This window comes from Janthinobacterium aestuarii (assembly GCF_051380835.1).
Taxonomy (GTDB): domain Bacteria; phylum Pseudomonadota; class Gammaproteobacteria; order Burkholderiales; family Burkholderiaceae_D; genus Janthinobacterium; species Janthinobacterium aestuarii.
Genome location: NZ_JBNYXU010000002.1, coordinates 1 through 21,906 on the forward strand (window position 1 = coordinate 1; position 21,906 = coordinate 21,906).

The following is a 21,906-nucleotide window of genomic DNA, read 5'->3' on the forward strand; positions in this document are numbered from 1 at the left end:
ATTTTCCAGCAGCGCGACGGTCGCGTCGTGTGGCGCGTTGCCATGCAGCAGGGCAATGCCTGCCTGCCGCTGGCGTCTGCTCAAGTGAGCAAACTGCGCAATCAAGGTGATCCATTCGGCTGGCCGCATGATCTGCTCCCTGCGTGATTGATATGCAGAGTCAGACAGCACTGCCAAGGGAAAATTCCGGTATTCCCCTACTTGCCGATGACAGAGCCAAAATAATGGCGTTCGCGGCGAGCGCCGAAACGGTACTCGCTCACATCCGCCTCACCGGCCAGCAGGCGAATCCGCAGGCGGGACCAGGCTGGCCCAGCAGCGGATTTTCAGGCAGTAGGAACAGTTGCAGCGCAGGCTGGGAGCCGCCAGGTCGATCTCGGCAGCGAAGCGCACGGCGCCGCAGTGGCAACTGCCATGGTAGGTTTTTTTCATCTGGCCCACTTTACAGGGTTGCCGTACTGTCATGCAACTGCTGGAATTGCGACAGCTGCTGCTGCATCAGCCGCGCATACTGGCCGCCCGCGCGCAGCAGCTCGGCGTGCGTGCCTTGCTGGCAAATCCGGCCCTTGTCCATGACGATGATGCGGTCCGCTTTCACAATCGTCGAAAAACGGTGGGCGATGATGATGGTGGTGCGCCCTTGCATCAGAGTATCGAGCGCGAGCTGCACCTGCTGTTCGCTGGCGGCGTCGAGCGCGCTCGTCGCTTCGTCCAGGATGAGGATTTTCGGCGCGCGCAGGATGGCGCGGGCAATCGCGATGCGCTGCTTCTGTCCGCCGGACAATTGCACGCCCCGTTCGCCCACGAGGGTCTCATAGCCGTCCGGAAATGCCGCAATAAAATCGTGGGCATGCGCCAGGCGCGCCGCCGCCGCCATCGCTTCGCGCGCCACGACCCGGTCCGGTACGGCAAAGGCGATATTGTCGGCGATGCTGCCGGAAAACAGGGCCGGTTCCTGCTCCACCACGGCCATCTGGCGCCGCAGCTGCGTCACGCCCAGCACGTGCGCATCGATGCCGTCGAACTGCAGGCTGCCCGCGTCTATCTGGTAGTGGCCCAGCACCAGGCTGGCGATGGTGGACTTGCCCGCACCCGAAGCGCCGACCAGGGCGATTTTTTCGCCCGCGCGGATGGACAGGCTGACGCCGTCGAGGGCCGTCACCTGTGTGCGCTCGGGATAGGAAAAACGCACGTCGCGCAGCGCGATATGGCCGGCCAGCGGTGGCTGCGGCGCCGCTTCGGGCACGGCACGGTGGCTGCGCAGGATCTCGAAGATGCGGTCGGTCGAGCCCATCGTGCGCATCCACGTGTTCCAGAATTCGCTGATGGAGCCGGCCGTGTCCGTCACCATGCTGGCATAGATGACAAAGGCCGTCAGCTCGCCCACGCTCAAGCGCCCCTGTCCGATCAGGTGGGCGCCGAAGCACAATGTGGTCAGCAGGGCAACGAAGGCGAGCAAGCCCTGCGCGCCCTGGAACACGGCCAGCAGCCGCGTGCCGGCCAGGGAAACGCCCAGCAGCTCGCGCATCGCTTGCGCATAGCGGGCCATGGCGCCGCCTTGCTGGTTGAACGCCTGCACCAGGCGCGCATGGGCAAAGTATTCCTGCGCCACCTTGCCGCTGGCGGCCAGCGTGGCGGAAATGGCCCGCGCGCGCTGCCGGTAATTGCTGCCTGATAACTTGCCGAGATACAGGCTGATGGGAATGAACAGGGCCAGCGGCATGCTCAACATGGGCGACAGATGCAGCAGCATGGCGATGCCGCCCAAAAACACGCACAGCGAGCGCAAGGCATTGGCCGCGCCGATCGTCAGGCTTTCATGCAGGGCCGACACGTCGGACGTGAGTCGGCTGTTCAGCTCGCCGCCATGGTGCTTGTCGAAAAAGGCGATGGGCTGGTTGATTACCACGTCGAACAGGCGCCGGCGCACGCCCATGACGATCATGTGGCCGCCCGACTGCAGCAGGTAGAAGCGGGCGGCCGAGGCCAGCGCATACAGCAGGCTGAAGGCCAGCATGGCGGCTACCATGCCCGGCGTGACGCCGCGCCGCGTCAGTTCCGTCACGTTATCGATGAAATACGCGATGGCTTGCGGGAAGGCCAACTGCGCGCCCACGGTAAGGGCCATGCACAGCAGGCCGGCGGCGATGCGCCAGCGCACCGGGTGCAGCAGCCGCAGGCGTTCCAGATGGGGGCCGATGTTTACATGGTTCATGCGGCGCGCTCCTGCGACGGTTCGGCGTTCAATTGTTCGGCCAGGGCCAGCCAGTCTTCGTCGCCGATCAGGCCGGCCGCTTCCACCGTGCCCTCGTGATTGACGAATACATAGGAAGGCGAACTCATCAGCGGGTTCACGCGCCGGTAATCGCGCAGCGTCAGCCGCGCCGTGGCTTCCCGCAAGATGCTGCTGGCTAAAAACGCGCGCAGCCGGCGGGCCGGCTCTTCGCTGACCAGCCACAGGGCCAGGCCGGCCTCCCGCGCCAGCGGCAGCAGCTGTTCTATGCCGGCCAGCTTTTCCGCGCATTTGGGACAGCGGCTGGCCAGGAACAGCAGCACGGCCGCCTGGCCGCTGGCGCCCGGCTGGAAACGCGCACCGCCAGCCAGCGGACGGGCTTGCACTGCCGGCAGGGGCTCGCCCGGCACCAGCGCCGCGGGCGCGATGCGTTCGCGGCGGCTGGCGCGCAGCACGGCCAGGCTGAGCCAGATGTTGCCGGCGACGGCAAATGCCAGCGCCGCCAGCACGAACTGTAAAGTCGTGGCATCCATCAGCCGGCCTTTGCCAACGTGGCGATGTCGTGCAGGGAAATCACGGCCACGCAGACGATGGCCGCCAGTCCGGCGGCCAAGACCGAGGTGGCGGCAGGCAAGGCAGCTTCTTGTGCCAGCGCAAAGTAGGCGCCGTTGATGCCCACCGCCAGCACGTTGCGCAGAAGGTCGTACTGCGAGACGGGCCGCGCCGCTTCGCCAAAGCAACTGCAGCGCACCACGCTGTGCGTGAAGTAGCGCCAGGCCAGCACGGCCGTGAGGGTACTCAACAGCAAGAGCGACAGCAACATCGGCAGCTGCGTGCCGCCCGCCAGCAGCCAGCCGGCCAGCAGCAGCTCCGCCGTCACCAGGGCCGGTGCGGCAACAGTGGCGGCGGCGGGCGCCACGCCGAACGAGGTGGCCAGGTTGCCGCGAAAGTCCCCGTAACTGCGCAGCTTGCCCACGCTGGCCGCCAGCAGCAGCAAGGCGATGACATAGCGCGCGATATCGGACAAAAACGCGAGAGCTGTCAGCATTGCGTGCTCCACACCGGCGCGAAGCCGCCCGGACGCTGGCGCCGCAGCTGCACGCCGTCGCGCGACGCCAGCAGGGCATCGTTCCACGGTTCGTCGGGCGCGCTGCGCAGGGCGCCGCCTATGCCCGATTGCAACTGCGTCGAGATGGCCCAGCCCAGCCGTTCGGCATGGGCATCGCGGGCCATGTTCAAGCCCAGCTGCGCCAGCTCTTCGCGCGTCAAGGCATAGTTGTGCGAGTGGTACCCGGTCACCAGTTGCGCGACGATGGTGCGCCGCGCTTCTGGCGTGGCATCGGGCAATTGCCAGGCCAGCAATTCCTCGCCGATCTGCGCCAGCTCCAGGGTGGTGCGATAAAAGGCCGTCAGGGAAGGGGGGAAGATGCTGCCGCACAGCAAGGACAGCGATTGCTGGCGCGCCTCGGCCGCATCGACGCCGAACCACTGTTGCGCCATGTCGCCGAACACCTTGATGTCCAGGCTGGACATGGAGCCGCCGTCGGCGCCATCGAGCTGCGGATCGATGGGCGAGAACAGGGCGAGGTCGCCGGCGATGATGTCATCGGCGCCCAGGGCCAGCAAGGTGGCGGCCGACTGGCAGTGAAAGGGCACGATAAAGCTCAGGTGGTGCGCATGCTGGCGCAGCAGAAGGGCGATACGCCGCGCCGCGTTGACGATGCCGCCGCGTCCGTGCAGCACCACGTCGAGGCGCGCCACGGGGCCGATGCCCTGGCACAGTTCATACAGGGCGGGCAACAGTTCCATGTCCAGGTGCGAGACGGCCAGGACGATGGCGCGGCTGTCGCGCGCCAGTTCCAGTTCGCGCAACTGGTGGGGAATCTGGCTCAGGTCTGGCTGCGGCATAAGGCGCCTTCGATCAGGGTAGTGGCCACGCTTTCCAGCAGGGGCAAGGCGGGCACCAGTTGTTGTACATACAGAAATTGACCAACAGGATTGTTTTCCAGGAAAACATATTCGCCTTCGGGCGTGACGATGAGGTCCAGCGCGCCATACTCGAGCCCATAGCTGTGCACGAAAGCAAGGCAGCGCTGCCGTATGTCATCCGGCAAGGTCGCGGCTTCATAGCGGATGGGGGCCGACATGTCGCGCGAATCGATGGCCGTGCGCGCATCGTCCTGCGAATACAGGCGCGCGGCAAACAGTTGCTGGCCGATTACGATGACCCGCAATTCATATTGCTTGGCGATATATTCCTGGAATTGGCAGCTCAGCTCGCTGACGGCGTCAAGGCTATCGAGCATGGCGTCGTCGACGATGGTGGTGCCGAGGCCGGTGCTGACCCTGTCCACGTCTTCGACGGCTTCGGCGGCCAGGCTCGGCGTGGACATGCTCTTGAAAATGATGGGGCCGCCGACGGTGGCGCGGAAAGCGCGCACGTCGTCGGGTACGTTGGTAATCACGGTGGCGGGCACGCGAAAACCCATGCGCGCGGCCCGCGCCAGCTGTTCGCCTTTCCATTGGGCGCTGCGCAGGGCCAGCGGATGGCTGAGCCAGTAGCAATCGAGACTGTACAGCACGCTGAAGATCGCTTGCTCCGTTTCCAGCTGGGCGTAGGCGCGTTCCTGCGGCGTCAGGTCGGCGCTGAGGTAGGCATAGTCGGCCGGCTTGCGCAGCCAGACGGCGCCCACTTGCTGCAAATCAAGCCAGTCGCCATCGGGCAAACGGCGCAGGCGCGCGCTGGCACGGCCGTCCAGCAGGCGCTGGCACAGCTGGTAATCGCGGGGAAAGGCGTCGAGATCGATACGGAAGGGGGCATGGCCGCGCTCGGCCAGGATAGGGGAAACCAGGTCGGCGTGCAGATCGCCGCTATGGCTGATAATCAATACCTTTTTATGCATTCAGGGGCCTGCGGCGAAGAAAAGTAAAAGGCCTTGCCGTGGCAAGGCCTTCAGTTGGCTAAGGTATCAGCAATACACGCCCGTATCGTTCGGAGAAAAACGCGAACTGTCGCGCAGATTGTAATCTTCCGGATCGCCGTAATACGTGCAGCCGGCCACGGCTACGCCATCGCGCACCTGCCATGGTTGCTTGACTTCCTTGTCTGCCTCTTTCTCCGCCAGTTTGAAAGCAAACAGCTTGGTTTGATTCTGTTTTTGCATTGTCATCCTCTTGTCGTGGTTAGGTGCCGATTTTTGAATATCCAGTGGCGCCGGTTTTTAAATGCCGGATTTTAAAATTCTTTGTCGATAAAGAATCAGTTAATGTTGGTATTTATTGTGAATGCCGTGTGCAGAAATACACTGCGCCGCAATTGGCGCCAGTTCATTAATCGGGATTGGAATAAAACCCCGCCAGGGGCGAGGTTCCAGGGTGCCGCGAAGATCAGCAATACTGGCCGCTGTCGTTCGGCCTGAGACGCGAAGAGTCGCGATATTGATCATGGGTGCCGACGGCGGTGCAGCCAGCCACGGCGACGCCGTCGCGCACTTTCCAGGCAGTGGCGGGCGCCGCCTGTTTTTGTACCTGTTTTTCAGCCAGTTTGAACGCGAACAATTTGGTTTGATTTTGCATTGTACTATCCTCTTGTGATGGTTAAGTACTGCTTGCACTGTATGCCATGGTCTATGGCCATTCGATATTAGCGCCGGAATAAATAAGCGTCAATTGAAAATCAATCGTATTCGCGATTATCTGTTTTGAATACTCACCAAATATCACGCCGTCCGGTTATATTATTGCGGTGCGATAAATAATAAGAGTGCCGATATAAATGGCCGGCAAGCGGTCCGATTATGAATGACAAACGGATCGACCATGCCCGCAGCCACGCACTATAATGGCGCCTGTTGAATGGACAGGGCAGGAGCCACACTATGGAAATGGCAGTTACCGACAGCCTGCGTCAGCTGGCATACGCGCAGGCCGCGGCCTTCGTGCAGACGCTCGACGGGCGCGATCCTGTTGCGCTGCAACGCGACTGGGGCCTGTCGCCGGGTGTGGCCGACGAGATCATCGACATGCTCGACAGCTATTTTGCGGCGGACCAGGCATTGTCACTGGCGCCGCTGGCGCAAGCCTTCGTGCCGGGCAAGGGCGGCCGTGCCCCCGTCGACGTGTATGCCACCGACGCCGGATCGCTAGGCCTCGAATGCCGGCTGCTGGCCGATGGCAAGCCGGGCGAAGCGATTTTGCACCTGGAAATGTCCGGCCACGATGGCGCGCTGCGCCTCCATTACCGCTACATCGGATCCTGAGAGCAAGATGATGAAGAACCTGACTGAACTGATCAGCGAAAAACAGCAGCGCATCTGCGACAAATTCGGCTTGCCGGCGCAGGCGCCCGAACCCATGGTGGCCCTGGCCATCGGCAGCCTGGCGCAGTCGCCCATCTACGGCACGCGCATCGAGTTGCCGGAAAACGGCACCATCAGCTGGTTCATCCACTGCGGCGAACACGACGACGCCAGCGGCTTTTACCAGCCCCTGCATGCGGAACACCTGCACGAGATGCTGCCGCAGGTGGTCGATTACCTGGCCTTGCCCAGCGGTGCCAAGTTCATTCTTGACCGTGAAGGGTACGAGGATGTGTGGCTGGACGAGTAACTTTCTGACTGGCAAGATTATCGTTGACGTTGACAAATAGGTATGGGATGCTGCGGTTCCGTTTTCTCTTGCCGAAAGCCGCATCGTGAAGCCATGCCTCCCGTCCGTTCTGCTCGTCATGGCGCTTGCCGCCGTTCCCGCCAGCCATGCGCAGGCGTCCCGTGCCGAACACGATATTGCCGCCTTCGTGCGCAGCGAAATGCAGGAGCGCCAGATTCCAGGGCTGCAACTGGCCGTGATACAGCATGGCAAGGTTGTGCTGAAGCGCAACTTTGGCCTGGCCAGCCTGCAATACCAGGTGCCCGTGACGGACACGAGCCTGTTTTCCATCAACTCGGCAACGAAAGCGTTTGCGGGCGTGGCCGTGATGCAGCTGGTGCAAGAGGGCAAGGTCGACCTGGCCGCACCGATCGGCCAGTACCTGACGGACTTGCCTGTCGCCTGGCGAGCCGTGACGGTGACGCAATTACTCAACCATACCTCGGGCTTGCCCGACGTGCTGGACCAGCGCAGCGGCAAGTTGGTGGGGCCGCTGCCGGACGACGCCGATGCGGCGTGGACAGCCGTGCAGGCGCTGGCCGTGGAAGCCCCGCCGGGCCAGCGCTACCGCTACAACCAGACCAATTATGTGTTGCTGGCGCAATTGATCGAGCGCCAGGGCGGCCAGCCCTTTACTACCTTTATCCAGCGCCGGCAGTTTGACGTGGCGGGCATGCGGCACAGCGGCTTTGGCGACGCGAAGGACGTGGTCGCCAACAAGGCCAGTTCCTACGTGCTGGGCCGGGGCGGCAAGGGCTACCGCAACGTGATCGAAGACTTTCCCGTGTTCATGCGCGCCGGGGCCGGCATCAACAGCAATGCGGGCGAACTGGCCAACTGGCTCATCGCGCTGCAGTCGGGACGCTTGCTGGCGCCCGCCAGTGTGGAACGGCTGTGGCAACCGACCAGCCTGAATGACGGCAAGCCGGCGCCGTGGGCGCTGGGCTGGCCCACCATCGGCCGCGATGGCCACCGCGCCGTAGCCGGCATCGGCGGTGGCCGCTCGGCCTTTTATGTGTATCCGAACGATGATCTGGCCGTCATTATCCTCAGCAACCTGGCTGGCGGCCAGCCGGAACAGCTGATCGATACCGTCGCCGGCTTTTATCTTCCCGCCCTGCGCCAGCAGCGCGGCGGCGCGTATGCCGCGCACTTGCTGCGCAAGCAGGCGGCGAGCGCCGGTTTCGACGGGCTGGACAAGAAACTGGCTGCCATCCTGCGCCAGCACGGCTTGCCGGAACCCACGGAAGACGACTTGAATGCCTGGGGTTACCGCCTGCTGGGCCGGCAGCAGCCGAAACAGGCCGTGGCCGTCTTCCAGCTGGGTGTGCAACTGTACCCGCAAGGGGCGAATGGCCACGACAGCCTGGCCGAAGCCTGCGAGGCGGACGGCGCCAAGGCGCTGGCTGTCACGCATTACCGCCGTTCGCTGGAACTGGATCCGGGCAATGCGCACGCCGTGGCGCGCTTGCGCGTGCTGGGTGCCAACTAGCGGGCTGCCTGGCCGTGCTCTGACCCATGCATGGCCAGGTAAGTGGCCAGATTCTCATCGTCTATGCCAAGGGCGCGCAAGACTTCCCTGGTGAAGGTGACGGGCGCCGTGCCCGGTGCCGTGATGACGCGCTGGTCGCCCACGGCCCACGGCACGTCCTGGTACAGGGCCGCACCCGCATAGCCCGTATCCGTCAGGTTCTCGGCCGAATTCGAGGTGTGGCGCACGGTGTCGAGCACGCCAGCCTGCGCCAGCACACGCGTGCCGTCGCAAATGCCGGCCAGCACCACGCCCTTGTCGCGGGCCGCGCGCAGCAGCGGGCCCAGGTCGGGCGCCTTGCCGCTTTGCCAGAAGCTGCCGCCACACACCATCAGCAAGTCGAGTTCGTCGAGCACGATCTCTTCGAGCGCCAGTTGCGGCGTGACCAGCATGCCGCCGGACGAGGTGACGGGCAAGCCGCCCGGCGTGGCGAACTGCGTGTAAAAGCCGTAGTACAGGCGCGCCGTGGAATTGAGCAGGGCGGTTTCCCAATCGGCAAAGTTCTCGGTCAGAATGGTGATGGCGCGTGTCATGAAAAGTCCTGTCTCAGGTGGAGATATCAATAGTACCGGCTTGCTAGCCAGCTGGTGCCGAAATCATAATAAAAAGTACTGACAATTTCTGTCAGGAGCGCGCAGGAAATGATGGCACAAGTTGCAATGAAAAGGCCCGGCGCCGCCGCGGGAAGCGGCGGGGCCGGGCCCCTGTATGTGCTACGAGTTTGCTGCGGATTACTTCTCGGCGAACGCGCGCTCGACAACGAAGTCGCCAGGCGTCGAGGTATTGCCTTCCTTGAAGCCACGCGCTTCCAGCATTTCCTTCAGGTCGCGCAGCATGTCCGAGCTGCCGCAGATCATCACGCGGTCTTCGGCCGGGTTCAGCGCCGGCACGCCCAGGTCTTCGGCCAGCTTGCCGTTCTCGATCAGTTCCGTGATGCGGCCCATGTTGCGGAAGTCTTCGCGCGTCACGGTCGGGTAGTAGCGCAGCTTGTCGCTGACCATTTCGCCCAGGAACTCATGCTTCGGCAAATGCTCTTCCAGCAAGTCGTGGTAAGCCAGTTCATCGACCTGGCGCACGCCGTGCACGAGGATCAGCTGATCGAAACGCTCGTAGATGTCCGGATCGCGCACGATGCTGAGGAAAGGCGCCAGGCCCGTGCCCGTCGACAGCATGTACAGGCGCTTGCCTGGCAGCAGGTAGTCGGACACCAGGGTGCCCGTCGGCTTGCGGCCGACGATGACGGTGTCGCCCACTTGCAAGTGCTGCAAACGCGACGTCAATGGGCCGCCCGGCACCTTGATGCTGAAGAATTCCAGATGGTCTTCGTAATTGGCGCTGGCGATACTGTAGGCACGCAGCAAAGGCTTGCCGTCGACGCGCAGGCCGATCATGGTGAAATGGCCATTCGAGAAACGCAGCGACGGGTCGCGCGTGGTGGTAAAGGAGAACAGGGTATCCGTCCAGTGGTGCACGCTTAATACGCGCTCTTCATTCATCGAACTCATAGTGTTTATTGGCTGGTCAAAAAAATGGTTAGTTGCTGGCAACTGCTGGCAAAAGTGAAACCCTGTGTAGGCCCAGACGCTATTGTACCGGCCTCCGCACGAAATTGTTACCGTCTATCGCCGCCATTGCTGCCGCACGCGGTGCCAACATTATAGTGCGTATGGCAAGGCGGGGCTGGAATTGGCGCGGAAACGGACGGCGGACATGTGGACTCTTGACCTGGCTCACTTTTTTGCCGGGGGCGTCAGGATGCGGAGCGGCGCTGCCAGAACGGCGCCTCCCGCCAGCGCTGCTCGGCGCCGTAGAAACCGCGCCGCATCTGCAGATAGGTTTCAAACGCGGCGAAAACGCTGCGCCGGTAGCCCGCCGCCATGCCGCGGTCGCCGGCCAGAAACGCTTCCGCCACCCGCGCCGCATGGATGCCGGAAGCCATGGCCTGGCCGATGCCCAGCGACGAGATCGGGTCGAAGCAGGCCGCCGCGTCGCCCGCCGCCGTCCAGTTCTCGTCCGCCGGCAGCGACGCCACCCTGCTGTGGATGGCGTAATGGCGCACGGCGCTTGGCGCGGGCAGGCGCGCGAGGATATCGCCCACATGGCGCGTGCCCATGCCGGCCTCGCGCCAGGGCGCCGCTTCTTTCAGGCGCAGGCGCTTGAGGATGTCGGCATCCGTGATGAAGGCCAGCGCCACGCGGTCGCCGGGAAGGGGCGCCGCGTAATACCAGCCGTGCTGCGTCGTTTCCACCAGGGTGCGGTGCGGCAGGAATTGCGGCGCGTCCAGCTGATAATAGGCGTACAGCGCCACCAGCGAGTCTTCCGTGTGGATCGGGCGCTTGCGCTGGCGCACGATGACCGCCTGCTTGCCGCTGCAATCGATCAGGTAGCGGGCCGTCAAGTCCGTTTCCTGTCCCTCGCTCGCCACACGCAGACGCCACGGGTCGCCGTGTTCGAGCCGCACCAGTTGCGCGGGGCGCAGCAACGCCACGTCCGCCAGGCGCGCCTGATCGAGCAGGATGGCGTCATATTGCCGGCGGTCCAGGTGCAAGCCATGGCCGTGGCTGCTGAAGACGGCCTCGCGCGACGTCAGCTCCGCGCTGCCCCACGCGGCCGCGTGGGAAAACGCGGGCAGCTGGGCGCCGTCCAGCAGGTCGCGGCCCACGCCCAGGAAGTCCAGCATCGAGAAGATGGATGACGATACCGTTTCGCCAGCCCGGTAATCGTCGAACAGCCGCTTTTCCAGCAAGGCGATGCGCAAGCCCGTGTAGCGGGCCAGGGTCAGGGCGGCGGCAGTGCCGGCGGCACCGCCGCCGACAATGACGACGTCATAGTCGCGCGATGACGACGTGTTTGGCGTGACACTCAATGGGAAAACCGGCGCCGGTTGGCAGGCTGGATTTTCTTCGGCGTGTCGTGCACGGCCACTTGCGCGCCGCCGCTGGCAAACAGCTGCGATGCCTTTTCGGGCGCCGTCTGCGGATCCTCATCCTTGAGGAACCACGCGGGCAGGTAGTTGGAATCGTCGCCCGTGATGAAACTGCTGGCATTGCCGACCCCGACGCTGGCGGCCACGAACTTGGCGTGATTGCGCTCCTTCTCGACAAAGTACGGGTACTGGCGGCCCGATTCGGCATCCTGGTTCTGGTTCACGATGAAACCGAGGTAGTGCCAGGAGCTGATCATTTGCGAAAAACTGTTCATGCCGCGGCTGTACATCACTTGCATGCCGGCCGGCACGCCGGCGAGCGCCTGTTCTTCCTTGGTGGTGGCCCCGTTGATCACGTTCCACGGGCTTTGCGGCGGCCACCAGTAGGCGTAGTAGGTGGGGGGCACGGGGATGAGCGTGTCGGGATTCTTGACGAGGTCCGGATTGTCGAAGTTAATCATCTGCACGGAGCAGTCATAGAAGTCGGCCTGCCACGGGATGGCCATGCGCTTTGTCAGGTCGCCCGGTTCGCAGCCGGTGCCGACGGTCGGGGCGTTCCAGTCCAGCGGTGCGCACTCGTCGCGGCCCGCCGACAGGCCGTTTTTTGCGTAGTCGGCATCCACGCGGTGCAGGATGGCGTACGGTTTCGCGTAGATGACGGGATTGCGCACGCTCCACGTCACTTCGATGCCGGGGCACATGGGTTCGCCCACGCAATTGCCGATGGCCGCCTGATCGAGCGAGTCGACGCCGGGCAGCGCCAGGCCCGGCGCATCGGCGGCGAACTTGCCGGCCGCCCATTGCTGCAAGGCAAAGTACTGCGTATCCGTCAGCACGGAAAACTTGCTGATGACGTTGTTGCGCACGGAATTGCTGCCCGAATTCAAGGGCACCAGCGGTATGCCCGCGCCGGGGTTTTCCGTGGTGGCTTCGCTGAACAATTGTCCGCCCTGGCCACCGGTGAATCCCGGTGCCTGTTTTTCCGTGCCGGGCCGGATGGCCGACGGCTTCCTGAAATAGCTGAAGAATTTTTCGCGCTGCGGCCGGTTCGCTTCCGACGCATCGGCCACGTCGAAGTTGGGGCGGATGAAGGCCGTCATCGACGGCACCGTCGCCACCCACTGGTAATCGCCTATCCTGGCCAGGAATGGCTGAATATCCTGCGCGTAATTGACGACATAGTCGGGATTCCAGCCATCGCTGCCGCTCCAGCGGGCCGTGTCGTAAGCCTCGGGCAGCGCATTCTTGTATTTGATGGCCATGTCGGCCACGACGTCATCCCAGGTGGAAATGTTCACCAGTTCGGGCGCGAACTTCGGCGAGCCGATGACCACCCACGCTTTCAGTTCCACGGACGGGCTGCCATCCGTAAAATGGATGGTTGCGCTGACGGGGCCATCGCCCACGTCGTCATTCCACGTGTCGCCGCCGCCAAAGCCCGTGATGCTTTCGGAGCCGCCCGCGCGGCCATAGGCGCCGATCACCAGCAGGTTGCCGCGCGAATCCGTGCGCATTTCACCGAGGGTGCGCACGGGATAGCCTTGCGTGATGGCCTGCGGATCGGGGAAGGAGACGTGCGCATAGGAACCGGCGCCATCCTTGTCGAAATGGGCCTTGCCCAGCGGCGCATCGAGTGTGCGCGGTCCCGGATCGACGATCAGTTTTTGCCGTGCCACATCTCCCTTGACGGTGTCATTGCGCAGATTGGTCCAGGACGTGGGCGTCAGCTTCCAGGCGGGCGGCGTATTTTCCCAAGTCTCATAGCTGTTATACGGGCCAAACATCAGGTCGCCCAGCAGGGGAATGAAGTTCCACCACGCTGCCTTCTTGTTTGCCACGTGCACCGTCCACTCGATTTTGGCAATGCTCGGGTCTTGCAGGTCGACGAGGACTTTTTCGCCGGGACGTCCCGCCACGGACTTGTAGATGCGGAAGCTGGCAGCCTGGCGCCGCACGCGGCCGGCCGCATCCTTGAACTGGGCAACGTGGATCGGCTTGCCATCGACCAGCTGCGGATCGTTATTGCTGTCGACTTCGATCGGCAGCCCGCCGATCGTTTCCGGCGCCAGATAAAACGAATCATGGCTGTTGCCCACGCGGGCAATGCCGATCGATGGATGTATCGAGTACTGTTCCGTGCTATTCATCAAGTTTTCCCCTGAAAGTTCGGCAATCCTGGTGGCATATCTGGCGGCGGCTACGGGGAAAGATACAGAGAAAAATTGACAAAAAAGTCACCCATTGTCACTTGCCGTCAATATATTCCGGCACTCTGATAGCGCTCAAGTCAACGATTCGGGAATTTCCTGGCAGGCGCAGGCGTCATGGAGCAGGGTACTGGCGCCTGAGCTTGTATGATGTTGCTAAAAAGAATTATCACCAATCCACGCGGGCGACCGCCCGCCAGGATGCCTGTCCAGCAAAGGAAATCATGATGTATAAAACAGTGCGCGACTTGTTCCTGCATTTCAAGGAAGCCGTCCCATTCCGCCTCGTCCCCGCCCTGATCTGCACGGTCTTGCTGGTCAGCATGCTGTTGCTGCCGGCGCCCGATGGCTTGACGCCAAAGGCCTGGGGCCTGGTGGCGATTTTCCTTACCACGATTCTGGCGATCATCCTGAAAGTCATGCCGATCGGTGTGATGGCCATGATGGCCATCGTCATCGTGTCCTTGTCGCAAGTGACGTCGACCTCGTCCAAGGGCGCCATCACGGATGCGCTCAGCAGTTTTTCGAATCCCTTGATCTGGCTGATCGTCGTGGCGATTCTGATTTCGCGCGGCCTGAAAAAGACGGGGCTGGGCAGCCGCATCGGCCTGCTGTTCATTTCCCTGCTGGGCAAGCGCACCATGGGCATCGGCTATGGCCTGGCGATTTGCGAACTGGTGCTGGCGCCCTTTACGCCCAGTAACACGGCGCGCGGCGGCGGCATCGTCCACCCCGTCATGAAGTCGATCGCCAATGCCTTCGATTCGGACCCGGCCAAGGGCACGGAAAAGAAGGTGGGCACGTATCTGGCCCTCGTCAATTACCACGCCAATCCGATCACCTCGGCCATGTTCCTCACTGCCACGGCGCCGAATCCGCTCGTGGTCGACTTCGTGGCCAAGGCCAGCGGCCAGAGTTTCCACCTGACGTGGACCACCTGGGCCCTGTGCATGCTGCTGCCGGGCCTCGTCTGCCTGCTGGCGATGCCCCTGATTATCTACTGGCTGTCGCCGCCGGAACTCAAAGCCACGCCCGACGCCGTCACTTACGCCAAGGCGGAATTGAAAGGCATGGGCCCGCTGTCGCCGTCGGAAAAAGTCATGCTGGGCACCTTCGCCCTGTTGCTGCTGCTGTGGGCCAACGTGCCGGCCATGCTGTTCGGCCCCGCGTTTTCGCTCGATGCGACGGTGGTCGCCTTTGTCGGCCTGTTCGTGCTGATTATTACCGGCACCATCGACTGGGACGACGTGTTGTCGGAAAAGAGCGCCTGGGACACTTTGGTGTGGTTCGGCGCGCTCGTCATGATGGCCGAGCAGCTGAACAAGACGGGCGTGATCGCCTGGTTCTCGGCCGGCATGAAGGCGGCCATCGTCGCCAGCGGCATGGACTGGCTGCCGATCGCCGGCGTCCTGGTGCTGGTGTTTGTCTTCTCGCACTACTTCTTCGCCAGCACGACGGCCCACATCAGCGCCATGCTGCTGGCCTTCCTGACGGTCGGCCTGCACCTGATCCCGGCCGAATACCATGTGCCGTTCATGCTGATGATGACGGCCGGCTCAGCCATCATGATGACCCTGACCCACTACGCGACGGGTACTTCGCCTATCATCTTCGGCAGCGGTTTCGTGACGATGGGCAACTGGTGGAAAGTTGGCTTCATCATGTGCGTGATCGAATTGCTGATCTTTGCCGTCGTCGGCACGACCTGGTGGAAGGTGCTGGGCTACTGGTAATACCAGCGGCCAGCTGCCCCGTCACGGCAGCTGGCCGCGCACGACGTGCAGCAGATACTCGCGCGCGGCGGCCCGTTCCATGCCTTTTTCCATCAGCGGCGGCAACAGGCGCTCAAACAGCTGGCGCCGCTGCAGCGATGCCTCGGAGGTGTCGCGCCGGTCCGAAAAGAAATCCATCAGGGTCGAGCCGCACAGGCAATTGCGGTAGACCTCGACGATGGCCACGTTGTTGTCATCGAAGCTTTGTTTCAGCCCCGAGATATTCTGGCGCATCGATTGCGTCTGCAAAATGAACTCGCCGGCCGTAGCGAATTCGCGCCCGCAGCAGGCGCAATGCTTGGGAAAGGCGGCTTCGGCCAGCGCGCGCAAGCCTTCGAAGAACAGCTGATCCTGCATGGCGGCTCCTGGCGGCGCGCTAGGCGGCACGGTTGCTGATCTCGATGCCATGCGGACCCACCGGTGGCCGCTGCACGCCCGATTCGAAGCGCACGAAGGCTTCGCGCAAATGGTCTTTCAGCAAGGTCTCGTCCCAGGGCTTGGTGATGAACTTGTACACCGAGCCTTCGTTGATGGCCGCCGTGACCGAATGCAGTTCCGGGTAGCCTGACAGCATCACGCGCACGATTTCCGGATAGATACCCTTGATGCGGCGCAAGAGCTCATTGCCGGACATGCCCGGCATGCGCGCATCCGTGAGGATCACGCCCACGGCATGGGCGGCCACCAGTTCCAGCGCTTCCTGCGGCTGGCTGGTGCTGAGTATCTGGTAACCCTCCTTGCGCAGCGAGCGGCGCAGGGCGGACAGGATATGCTCCTCGTCGTCCACCAGCAGCAGCACGCGCTGCGGCGCTTCGGCATGACAGCTGTCGGGCGGTAGATGGGTGCCCGCATGCAGCATCAGATCCATCTCGGCACCGGGCAACGGGCGGCTGAAATAATAGCCCTGCATGGCGTCGCACTGGTTGGTATTGAGAAATCCCAATTGCCCCTCCGTTTCCACGCCCTCGGCCACCGTGGTCATGTGCAGCGACTTGGCCATGGCGATGATGGAGCGGGTCAGCGACGCGCCATCCACGCTGTCGGTCACGTCGCGGATGAACGATTGATCGATCTTGACGACGTCGATGGGGAACTGCTTGAGGTAGGACAGGCTGGAATAGCCAGTGCCGAAATCGTCCAGCGACAAGGTCACGCCGATTTCCTTCAATTCTTCCAGCGCCTTCACCACGAGGTCGCGGTTCTGCATCAGCACGCTTTCCGTCAGCTCCAGCTCCAGACAATGGGCCGGCACGCCGCTGTCGGCCAGCACTTCGCGCACCAGTTGCGGCATGTCAACCTGGCGGAACTGGCGCGCCGACACGTTGACGGCTATCGTCAGGTGCGTAAAGCCGTAGGCATGCCAGACGCCCAGTTGCGCGCACGCCGTGCGCAGCACCCATTCGCCGATGGGCACGATCATGCCCGTTTCCTCGGCCAGGGGGATGAAGCGGTCCGGCGGCACCAGGCCGATGCCGTCGCGGCGCCAGCGCAGCAGCGCTTCCATGCCATAAATCTTGCCGCTGGTGAGGTCGACCTTAGGCTGGTAGTGCAATTCCAGCTCGCCCAGCGCCAGCGCCTGGTGCAGCGCGTGTTCGATTTCGGCCCGTTCCTCCACCAGCACGCCCATCTTGTGATTGTAGAACTGGTAGCCGTTGCGGCCCTTGTCCTTGGCGCTGTAGAGGGCCGCATCGGCCGTCTTGAGCAGCATGTCGCCGCTGTCGCCGTCGGATGGAAACACGCTGGCGCCGATGCTGGTACTGACGTGCAGCGTATGTTCGCCCAGCACGAAAGGATCGGCGAACACCGCCAGCACTTTTTGCACGATCTGTTCGGCCGTCTCGATGTCGGGCAGGTCCGTCAGCAGGATGACGAATTCGTCGCCGCCCTGGCGGGCCACCGTGTCGCCCTCGCGCACGGCCAGCTTCAGCCTGCGGGCCACTTCCCGCAGCAGCGCGTCGCCCACGGGGTGGCCATAGCTGTCGTTGACGAACTTGAAACGGTCGAGGTCCATCATCAGGGTGGCCAGGTGCAAGCGGGTGCGCCGGGCATGGGCGATGGCCTGGCCGATGCGGTCGTTCAGCAATTGCCGGTTGGGCAAGTCCGTCAGCGCATCGTGGTTGGCCAGGTATTCGATGCGCAATTCCTGCAGCTTGCGGTCCGTGATGTCCTGCACGGTACCGCGCATCAGCAGTACCTCGCGGCCTTCGCGCACGGCTTCGGCCTGGTGAAAGACGATGCACTCGCCGCCGTCCGGCCGCAGCACCTTGTGTTCCAGGCCGTAGCTGGTGCCGCTCGCATGCAGCTCCATGAAGGCATCGAGCAGCAGGGGCCGCTGGTCTTCCGGCAGGCACTGCAGCAGGCGGTCGAAGCTGGTGGGGCCGGCATCGGCGTCCAGGCCCAGGATGCGCAACAGCTCCGGCGACCAGTAGCCGTCGTCGCCGGCGACCCGGTATTCCCAGTTGCCCAGACGGGCCAGCGCCTGCGCGTGGTTGAGGCTTTCCTGGATACGGCTCAACTCGGTGAGCGCGCTGCTGGCCCGCAGCAGGTAGCGCAGCCGGTGCGCCAGCAGCCGCCATTGCATCGGCTTGGAAATGAAGTCGCTGGCGCCCGCTTCCAGCGCCTGCTTGATGGAGTCGTCGTCGTCGTTGCCGGTCAGCACGACGATGGGCACATGCGCGCCGCCGGGCAGCCGGCGCAACTGCTGGCAGCATTCGAAGCCGCTCATGCCGGGCATGGCGACGTCGAGCAGGATCAGGTCGGGCACGCCGCGCTGGAAGGCGGCCAGCGCTTCCAGGCCGCTGGCCGCTTCCTCGATGCGGAAGCCTTCCGGCTCCAGCGCTGCCGTCACGAGGATGCGCGTCATGGTGTCGTCATCGACCACCAGGACCAGTGCTTGCGGGGGCAGGGCGGTATTCATATGGCTTCCTTCTCAATGGCCAGGGCGGCGAGGACACGGTCGAGTTCTTGCTGGATGCCGCGGATATGGTTGAGCGCGCTGCCGACGTCATTGCCGCGCGCGTATTGTTCGATTTCACGGCACGTGGCCGACAAGCCCAGCGCGCCCACGTTGGCGCAGCTGGACTTGAGCGTGTGCGCCGCCAGCTGCAGGGCTGCGGCATCGCTGGCCTCGGCAGCCACTTCCAGCTGCCCCAGCAGGCGCGGGGCGTCGCTGTAGAACAGGTCGATGATGCGCCCCAGCACGTCGGGGCGGCCGGGACGCCGCATGGCCCGCAGGTTTTGCAGGGCGGCGGCGTCGAGGATGGCGGCTGATTCCACCGGTGCCGCCTCCGTGGTTACTGTAGGCGAATCCGCTGCGGCCGGCGCTGCGGGCGACGGGCGCCAGCGGGCCAGCATCGCCAGCAGGGCGGCGCGCGTGTACGGCTTGGCCAGGTAGTCGTCCATGCCCGCGTCCAGGCACAGTTCGCGGTCGCCGAGGATGGCGTTGGCCGTCAGGGCAATGATGGGCGTGCGGCTGCGGTCTTGCTCACTTTCCATGCGGCGCAAGCGCCGGGTCGCTTCAAAACCATCCATTTCCGGCATCTGGCAATCCATCAGGATCACGTCGAACGGGGAGCGCTCCCACAGGGCCAGCGCGCGCGCCCCGTTGCCGGCCGGCGTGGCTTCGTAGCCGCTATCTTCCAGCATGGCCAGGGCGATTTCCTGGTTGATCGCGTTGTCTTCCACCAGCAGCATGCGCAGCGGCGCCTGGCCTGCGGCCGCGGTTTCCGCTGGAGCGGGCAGGGCAGGCATGGCAGCACTCGTTGGCGCCAGGGTGCCGTAGCCGCAGACAGCTTCGATGCAGTGGCGCAGTTCCATCCCTCGCACGGGCTTGGTCAGGCAGTATTCCACGCCCAGTGCCGTCACCTGGCGCAGCTCGGCCGAAGCGTCCAGCGAACTGAGCATGATAATTTTCAGGGCCGCCATGCGGGCGTCGGCCTTGATCGCCCGCACCAGCTCGGCGCCATCCATGACGGGCATGCGCATGTCGATGATGGCCAGGTCGAACGGGCGCTCGCCGCGCAGCGCGGCTTGCAGCAGGTCCAGCGCCTCGGCGCCGTCGGCGGCGCTGGCGGCCGCCATCTGCCACTCGATCGCGTGCTGCAGCAGGATGGTGCGGTTGGTGGCATGGTCGTCCACGATCAGCACGTTCAAGGCGTCCAGCGACACGCGCGGCGGCGGTGCCGGCGGCGCGTCCTCGGGCGCCACGGTGCCCACGACGACGGTGACGGCGAAGCTGGAACCCTGGCCCGCCACGGATTTCAGCACGATGTTGCCGCCCATCATTTCCACCAGCTGCTTGATGATGGCCAGGCCCAGTCCCGTGCCGCCGTATTTGCGCGAAGTGGTGCTGTCGGCCTGGCGGAAAGGCTGGAAGACGGCCGCCGCCGCTTCCGGCGCCATGCCGATGCCCGTGTCGCGCACTTCCAGGCGGATCTGGCCGGCGGCGGGGCAGCTGACATCGACGGAAATCTCGCCCCGTTCGGTGAACTTGGTGGCGTTATTGAGCAGGTTGGTGAGGATCTGGCGCAGGCGCACGGGGTCGCCGCGCACGTGCTGCGGCACGTCGGAGGCGATGCGGCAGGTAAATTCGATGGCCTTGCGCTGGATGCCGTTGGCAAACAGCGCCACGACGTCGTCGATCACCTGGCGCAGGTCGAAGGGGATATGTTCGAGCACCAGCTTGCCCGCCTCGATCTTGGAAAAGTCGAGGATGTCGTCGATGATGCTCAGCAGGCTTTCGCCGGAACGGTGCACCGTGTGCACGAAACGCTGCTGCTTGGGGCTCAGTTCCGTGCGCTGCAGCAATTCTGTCATGCCCAGCACGCCATTCATCGGCGTGCGGATCTCGTGGCTCATCTTGGCCAGGAATTCCGACTTGGCGCGGTTGGCGGCGTCGGCCTCGGCCTTGGCCTGCTTGAGCGCCAGGTCGCGTTGTTCCACGTGTTCGAGCATGCCGTTGAAGCCCTTGATCAATTGCCCGAGTTCATCGCTGCCGTGCTGCGGCACGCGCACCGACAGCGCCTTGCCGCTGCGGATATGGGCAATCGCGTGGGACAGGCGCGCCAGCGGCCCGGCGATGGACGCGCTGATCAGCCCCGTGATGGCCACGCAGGCCAGCAGCAGCACCAGCGCGATGCCAAGGATCAGCATGAAGGCATGGCGCACACCATCGCGCACCTGGGTCACGGCGTCCTGCTGCCGGCCCGTAATGCGCGCCACCTGCTGCGCGGAATAGGCGGCCTGTTCGCGCTCGAAGGCGCGCACGTGGCCGATGACCTCGTCGAGCGCCGCCTGGCTGTCCAGCACGCTGCCCTTGGCTTGCACCAGCCGCTGTCCCGACCGTTCCACCGCGCCCAGATAGGTGTCGACGCTGCGCGTTTCAGCCAGCAAGCCCAGTTGGCCTATGCTTTGCAGCAAGGTCTGCATGGTGCCCATGTCGCGGTGCAGTGCGCTGATGTGCAGTGCGATATCGTCGCCCAGGCGCCTGACGTCACTGGCGGCCGTGGCGAGCATGACTTCGCCCACGCCGATGCTGATGGCGTCGACGGCCAGGTTGATTTCGCCGCTGGCGTCCTCGATGCGGGACGAGGTGCGCATGTAGCGGTTGGCCTGCGCCAGCCGGTCGCGTCCGATGGCCAGCTGCAGTTCGATGGGATCGAGTTCCTCGGCCAGGCGCAGGTGGGCGGCGGCCAGGGTCGCGCTGACTTGCTCCTTGAGCGCCGCATATTGCGCCTGCCGCGCCGCGCTGGCGCCGCCTTCGGCCAGCAAGCCGGCGCGCAAGGCCATCAGGCCGGCGGCGGGATCGAGCATCTGGCGCGCCGTGGCCAGCAGTGTTGTCCGCAGTGCCTGCTGGGCCGGGCTGATGTCGCGCTCTCCGCTTCCGTCCAGATGCGCGACGGCCGCCGTCAGCCGCTCGCGCAGGGGCGCGATGCGGAAACGGCTCTTCACGGCCTCCGTTTCGGCCAGCGCAATCTGCATGTCGAGGATGCTATTGCGCAAGTCGGCCAGGTAGCGGGCATTCTCGTTCAGGCGCTGGCTTTGCAGCTGCACCTCGGCGGCCGTGGCCTGGGCCTGGCTGTCGACTAGGCGGATTTTGCCGCGCGCGCCCTTGGCGGCGGCCTTGATCTGCGCCAGGACCTGGCCCATCTCCGTCGCCTGTGCCTTGTAGTAGGTCTCGTTTTCCAGGCGCTTGCGCACGGCGACGCGCATGCGCTCGAATGCCTGTTCGAAGGCCGTATGGTAGCGGGTCGACTGCGACTCGCCATGGCGTCGCAATTGCTTGCGGATGCTCTCGGCGGCCTGAATATTGGCGACGATCTTGTTCGATACCTGTTCCAGCTGCGCCAGGTCTTGCGCCTTGCCCAGCTCGAAAAAATCCGAGGCCATGTCCTGCACCGTATAGCGCAGGCGCAACACGTCCGTGTACATCGGCACGGTCCGGTCGGTCAAGCCGTGCACATGGGTTTCTATGCCTTTCACCAGCAAGAGGCTGGCCGCCGCCATGGCTGCCACCCCCGCCAGCAGGACGGTGGTACTGATGATCAGCTTGGTCCTGATTTTCATGCCTGGCTCCAGGGCGGGCTGGAAAA

The 21,906-nt window shown here is 64.0% G+C and carries 19 protein-coding genes and 1 pseudogene; 4 read left to right on the forward strand and 16 right to left on the reverse strand.

Annotated elements, in window-relative coordinates:
- From ACQ4WO_RS06225 to ACQ4WO_RS06265, 9 genes and pseudogenes are all read right to left on the reverse strand, one after another.
- Positions 1-129 (reverse strand): annotated as a pseudogene (locus ACQ4WO_RS06225) (IS1595 family transposase); the annotation flags it as partial.
- A 141-nt stretch (positions 130-270) separates the two neighbouring features.
- On the reverse strand, positions 271-432 hold the full coding sequence (locus ACQ4WO_RS06230; protein ID WP_436480650.1) for a GFA family protein: 162 nt from the start codon (positions 430-432) through the stop codon (positions 271-273).
- A gap of 10 nt (positions 433-442) precedes the next feature.
- The gene (locus tag ACQ4WO_RS06235; RefSeq protein ID WP_436480651.1) at positions 443-2,215 is read right to left on the reverse strand and encodes an ABC transporter ATP-binding protein; all 1,773 of its coding nucleotides are present in this window, start codon (positions 2,213-2,215) and stop codon (positions 443-445) included.
- Positions 2,212-2,766: a thioredoxin domain-containing protein gene (locus ACQ4WO_RS06240; RefSeq protein WP_436480652.1), complete on the reverse strand. Its 555-nt coding sequence runs from the start codon at positions 2,764-2,766 to the stop codon at positions 2,212-2,214. Before ACQ4WO_RS06240 ends, ACQ4WO_RS06235 begins: the two co-directional genes overlap by 4 nt.
- The gene (locus ACQ4WO_RS06245; RefSeq protein WP_436480653.1) at positions 2,766-3,281 is read right to left on the reverse strand and encodes a MauE/DoxX family redox-associated membrane protein; all 516 of its coding nucleotides are present in this window, start codon (positions 3,279-3,281) and stop codon (positions 2,766-2,768) included. The genes ACQ4WO_RS06240 and ACQ4WO_RS06245 overlap by 1 nt, the downstream gene beginning before the upstream one ends.
- Positions 3,275-4,141, reverse strand: a complete 867-nt coding sequence (locus ACQ4WO_RS06250; RefSeq protein WP_436480654.1) for an SDH family Clp fold serine proteinase — start codon at positions 4,139-4,141, stop codon at positions 3,275-3,277. Before ACQ4WO_RS06250 ends, ACQ4WO_RS06245 begins: the two co-directional genes overlap by 7 nt.
- Positions 4,123-5,136, reverse strand: coding sequence for an ATP-grasp domain-containing protein (locus ACQ4WO_RS06255; protein WP_436480655.1), 1,014 nt, complete (start codon positions 5,134-5,136; stop codon positions 4,123-4,125). The genes ACQ4WO_RS06250 and ACQ4WO_RS06255 overlap by 19 nt, the downstream gene beginning before the upstream one ends.
- Before the next feature lie 66 nt (positions 5,137-5,202).
- Positions 5,203-5,397 carry a hypothetical protein gene (locus ACQ4WO_RS06260; protein ID WP_034748139.1) on the reverse strand — a complete coding sequence of 65 codons (195 nt, stop codon included), beginning with the start codon at positions 5,395-5,397 and terminating at the stop codon, positions 5,203-5,205.
- Positions 5,398-5,620: 223 nt separating this feature from the next.
- Positions 5,621-5,809 (reverse strand): hypothetical protein, encoded by a 189-nt coding sequence (locus ACQ4WO_RS06265; RefSeq protein WP_034748143.1) that lies wholly within the window; start codon positions 5,807-5,809, stop codon positions 5,621-5,623.
- 302 nt (positions 5,810-6,111) lie between these two features.
- On the opposite strand from ACQ4WO_RS06265, the gene ACQ4WO_RS06270 reads away from it, so the two are divergent.
- The 3 genes from ACQ4WO_RS06270 (at position 6,112) to ACQ4WO_RS06280 (ending at position 8,372) form a co-directional block, all read left to right on the forward strand.
- Positions 6,112-6,492, forward strand: coding sequence for a hypothetical protein (locus ACQ4WO_RS06270; protein ID WP_436480656.1), 381 nt, complete (start codon positions 6,112-6,114; stop codon positions 6,490-6,492).
- Positions 6,493-6,499: 7 nt separating this feature from the next.
- Entirely contained in the window at positions 6,500-6,841 is a 342-nt protein-coding gene (locus ACQ4WO_RS06275; protein WP_175560465.1) for an immunity protein Imm33 domain-containing protein, read from the forward strand.
- An 85-nt stretch (positions 6,842-6,926) separates the two neighbouring features.
- A complete protein-coding gene (locus ACQ4WO_RS06280; RefSeq protein WP_436480657.1) occupies positions 6,927-8,372 on the forward strand; it encodes a serine hydrolase domain-containing protein in 1,446 nt (481 codons plus the stop codon).
- On the opposite strand, the gene ACQ4WO_RS06285 is transcribed toward ACQ4WO_RS06280, so the two are convergent.
- The 4 genes from ACQ4WO_RS06285 to lodA all read right to left on the reverse strand — a co-directional run bounded on the left by ACQ4WO_RS06285 (position 8,369) and on the right by lodA (position 13,484).
- Entirely contained in the window at positions 8,369-8,944 is a 576-nt protein-coding gene (locus tag ACQ4WO_RS06285) for a type 1 glutamine amidotransferase family protein (RefSeq protein ID WP_436480658.1), read from the reverse strand. The genes ACQ4WO_RS06280 and ACQ4WO_RS06285 overlap by 4 nt on opposite strands.
- Before the next feature lie 198 nt (positions 8,945-9,142).
- Entirely contained in the window at positions 9,143-9,916 is a 774-nt protein-coding gene (locus ACQ4WO_RS06290; RefSeq protein ID WP_034748152.1) for a ferredoxin--NADP reductase, read from the reverse strand.
- Between the two features lie 245 nt (positions 9,917-10,161).
- On the reverse strand, positions 10,162-11,277 hold the full coding sequence (locus ACQ4WO_RS06295; protein ID WP_436480659.1) for a tryptophan 7-halogenase: 1,116 nt from the start codon (positions 11,275-11,277) through the stop codon (positions 10,162-10,164).
- Positions 11,274-13,484, reverse strand: coding sequence for a CTQ-dependent lysine 6-oxidase LodA (lodA, locus tag ACQ4WO_RS06300; RefSeq protein ID WP_436480660.1), 2,211 nt, complete (start codon positions 13,482-13,484; stop codon positions 11,274-11,276). The genes ACQ4WO_RS06295 and lodA overlap by 4 nt, the downstream gene beginning before the upstream one ends.
- A 287-nt stretch (positions 13,485-13,771) precedes the next feature.
- Here lodA and ACQ4WO_RS06305 point away from each other — a divergent pair, with 287 nt between their 5' ends.
- Complete coding sequence (locus ACQ4WO_RS06305) at positions 13,772-15,277, forward strand: DASS family sodium-coupled anion symporter (RefSeq protein ID WP_436481174.1); 1,506 nt, start codon at positions 13,772-13,774, stop codon at positions 15,275-15,277.
- Between the two features lie 21 nt (positions 15,278-15,298).
- Here ACQ4WO_RS06305 and ACQ4WO_RS06310 read toward each other — a convergent pair whose 3' ends face one another.
- Genes ACQ4WO_RS06310 through ACQ4WO_RS06320 form a run of 3 tightly spaced genes read right to left on the reverse strand, consistent with a single transcriptional unit; the run spans position 15,299 to position 21,880 of the window.
- A complete protein-coding gene (locus ACQ4WO_RS06310; RefSeq protein WP_436480661.1) occupies positions 15,299-15,673 on the reverse strand; it encodes a hypothetical protein in 375 nt (124 codons plus the stop codon).
- A gap of 19 nt (positions 15,674-15,692) precedes the next feature.
- Positions 15,693-18,233 carry an EAL domain-containing protein gene (locus ACQ4WO_RS06315; protein WP_436480662.1) on the reverse strand — a complete coding sequence of 847 codons (2,541 nt, stop codon included), beginning with the start codon at positions 18,231-18,233 and terminating at the stop codon, positions 15,693-15,695.
- Positions 18,230-21,880, reverse strand: coding sequence for a response regulator (locus ACQ4WO_RS06320; protein WP_436480663.1), 3,651 nt, complete (start codon positions 21,878-21,880; stop codon positions 18,230-18,232). Before ACQ4WO_RS06320 ends, ACQ4WO_RS06315 begins: the two co-directional genes overlap by 4 nt.
- Positions 21,881-21,906: the final 26 nt, after the last annotated feature.

Excerpts from the sequence above, each read along its gene's own strand:
- ACQ4WO_RS06230 (WP_436480650.1), bottom strand. The coding sequence starts at position 432 with ATGAAAAAAACCTACCATGGCAGTTGCCACTGCGGCGCCGTGCGCTTC.
- ACQ4WO_RS06235 (WP_436480651.1), bottom strand. The coding sequence starts at position 2,215 with ATGAACCATGTAAACATCGGCCCCCATCTGGAACGCCTGCGGCTGCTG.
- ACQ4WO_RS06240 (WP_436480652.1), bottom strand. The coding sequence starts at position 2,766 with ATGGATGCCACGACTTTACAGTTCGTGCTGGCGGCGCTGGCATTTGCC.
- ACQ4WO_RS06245 (WP_436480653.1), bottom strand. The coding sequence starts at position 3,281 with ATGCTGACAGCTCTCGCGTTTTTGTCCGATATCGCGCGCTATGTCATC.
- ACQ4WO_RS06250 (WP_436480654.1), bottom strand. The coding sequence starts at position 4,141 with ATGCCGCAGCCAGACCTGAGCCAGATTCCCCACCAGTTGCGCGAACTG.
- ACQ4WO_RS06255 (WP_436480655.1), bottom strand. The coding sequence starts at position 5,136 with ATGCATAAAAAGGTATTGATTATCAGCCATAGCGGCGATCTGCACGCC.
- ACQ4WO_RS06260 (WP_034748139.1), bottom strand. The coding sequence starts at position 5,397 with ATGCAAAAACAGAATCAAACCAAGCTGTTTGCTTTCAAACTGGCGGAG.
- ACQ4WO_RS06265 (WP_034748143.1), bottom strand. The coding sequence starts at position 5,809 with ATGCAAAATCAAACCAAATTGTTCGCGTTCAAACTGGCTGAAAAACAG.
- ACQ4WO_RS06270 (WP_436480656.1), top strand. The coding sequence starts at position 6,112 with ATGGAAATGGCAGTTACCGACAGCCTGCGTCAGCTGGCATACGCGCAG.
- ACQ4WO_RS06275 (WP_175560465.1), top strand. The coding sequence starts at position 6,500 with ATGATGAAGAACCTGACTGAACTGATCAGCGAAAAACAGCAGCGCATC.
- ACQ4WO_RS06285 (WP_436480658.1), bottom strand. The coding sequence starts at position 8,944 with ATGACACGCGCCATCACCATTCTGACCGAGAACTTTGCCGATTGGGAA.
- ACQ4WO_RS06290 (WP_034748152.1), bottom strand. The coding sequence starts at position 9,916 with ATGAGTTCGATGAATGAAGAGCGCGTATTAAGCGTGCACCACTGGACG.
- lodA (WP_436480660.1), bottom strand. The coding sequence starts at position 13,484 with ATGAATAGCACGGAACAGTACTCGATACATCCATCGATCGGCATTGCC.
- ACQ4WO_RS06305 (WP_436481174.1), top strand. The coding sequence starts at position 13,772 with ATGTATAAAACAGTGCGCGACTTGTTCCTGCATTTCAAGGAAGCCGTC.
- ACQ4WO_RS06310 (WP_436480661.1), bottom strand. The coding sequence starts at position 15,673 with ATGCAGGATCAGCTGTTCTTCGAAGGCTTGCGCGCGCTGGCCGAAGCC.
- ACQ4WO_RS06315 (WP_436480662.1), bottom strand. The coding sequence starts at position 18,233 with ATGAATACCGCCCTGCCCCCGCAAGCACTGGTCCTGGTGGTCGATGAC.
- ACQ4WO_RS06320 (WP_436480663.1), bottom strand. The coding sequence starts at position 21,880 with ATGAAAATCAGGACCAAGCTGATCATCAGTACCACCGTCCTGCTGGCG.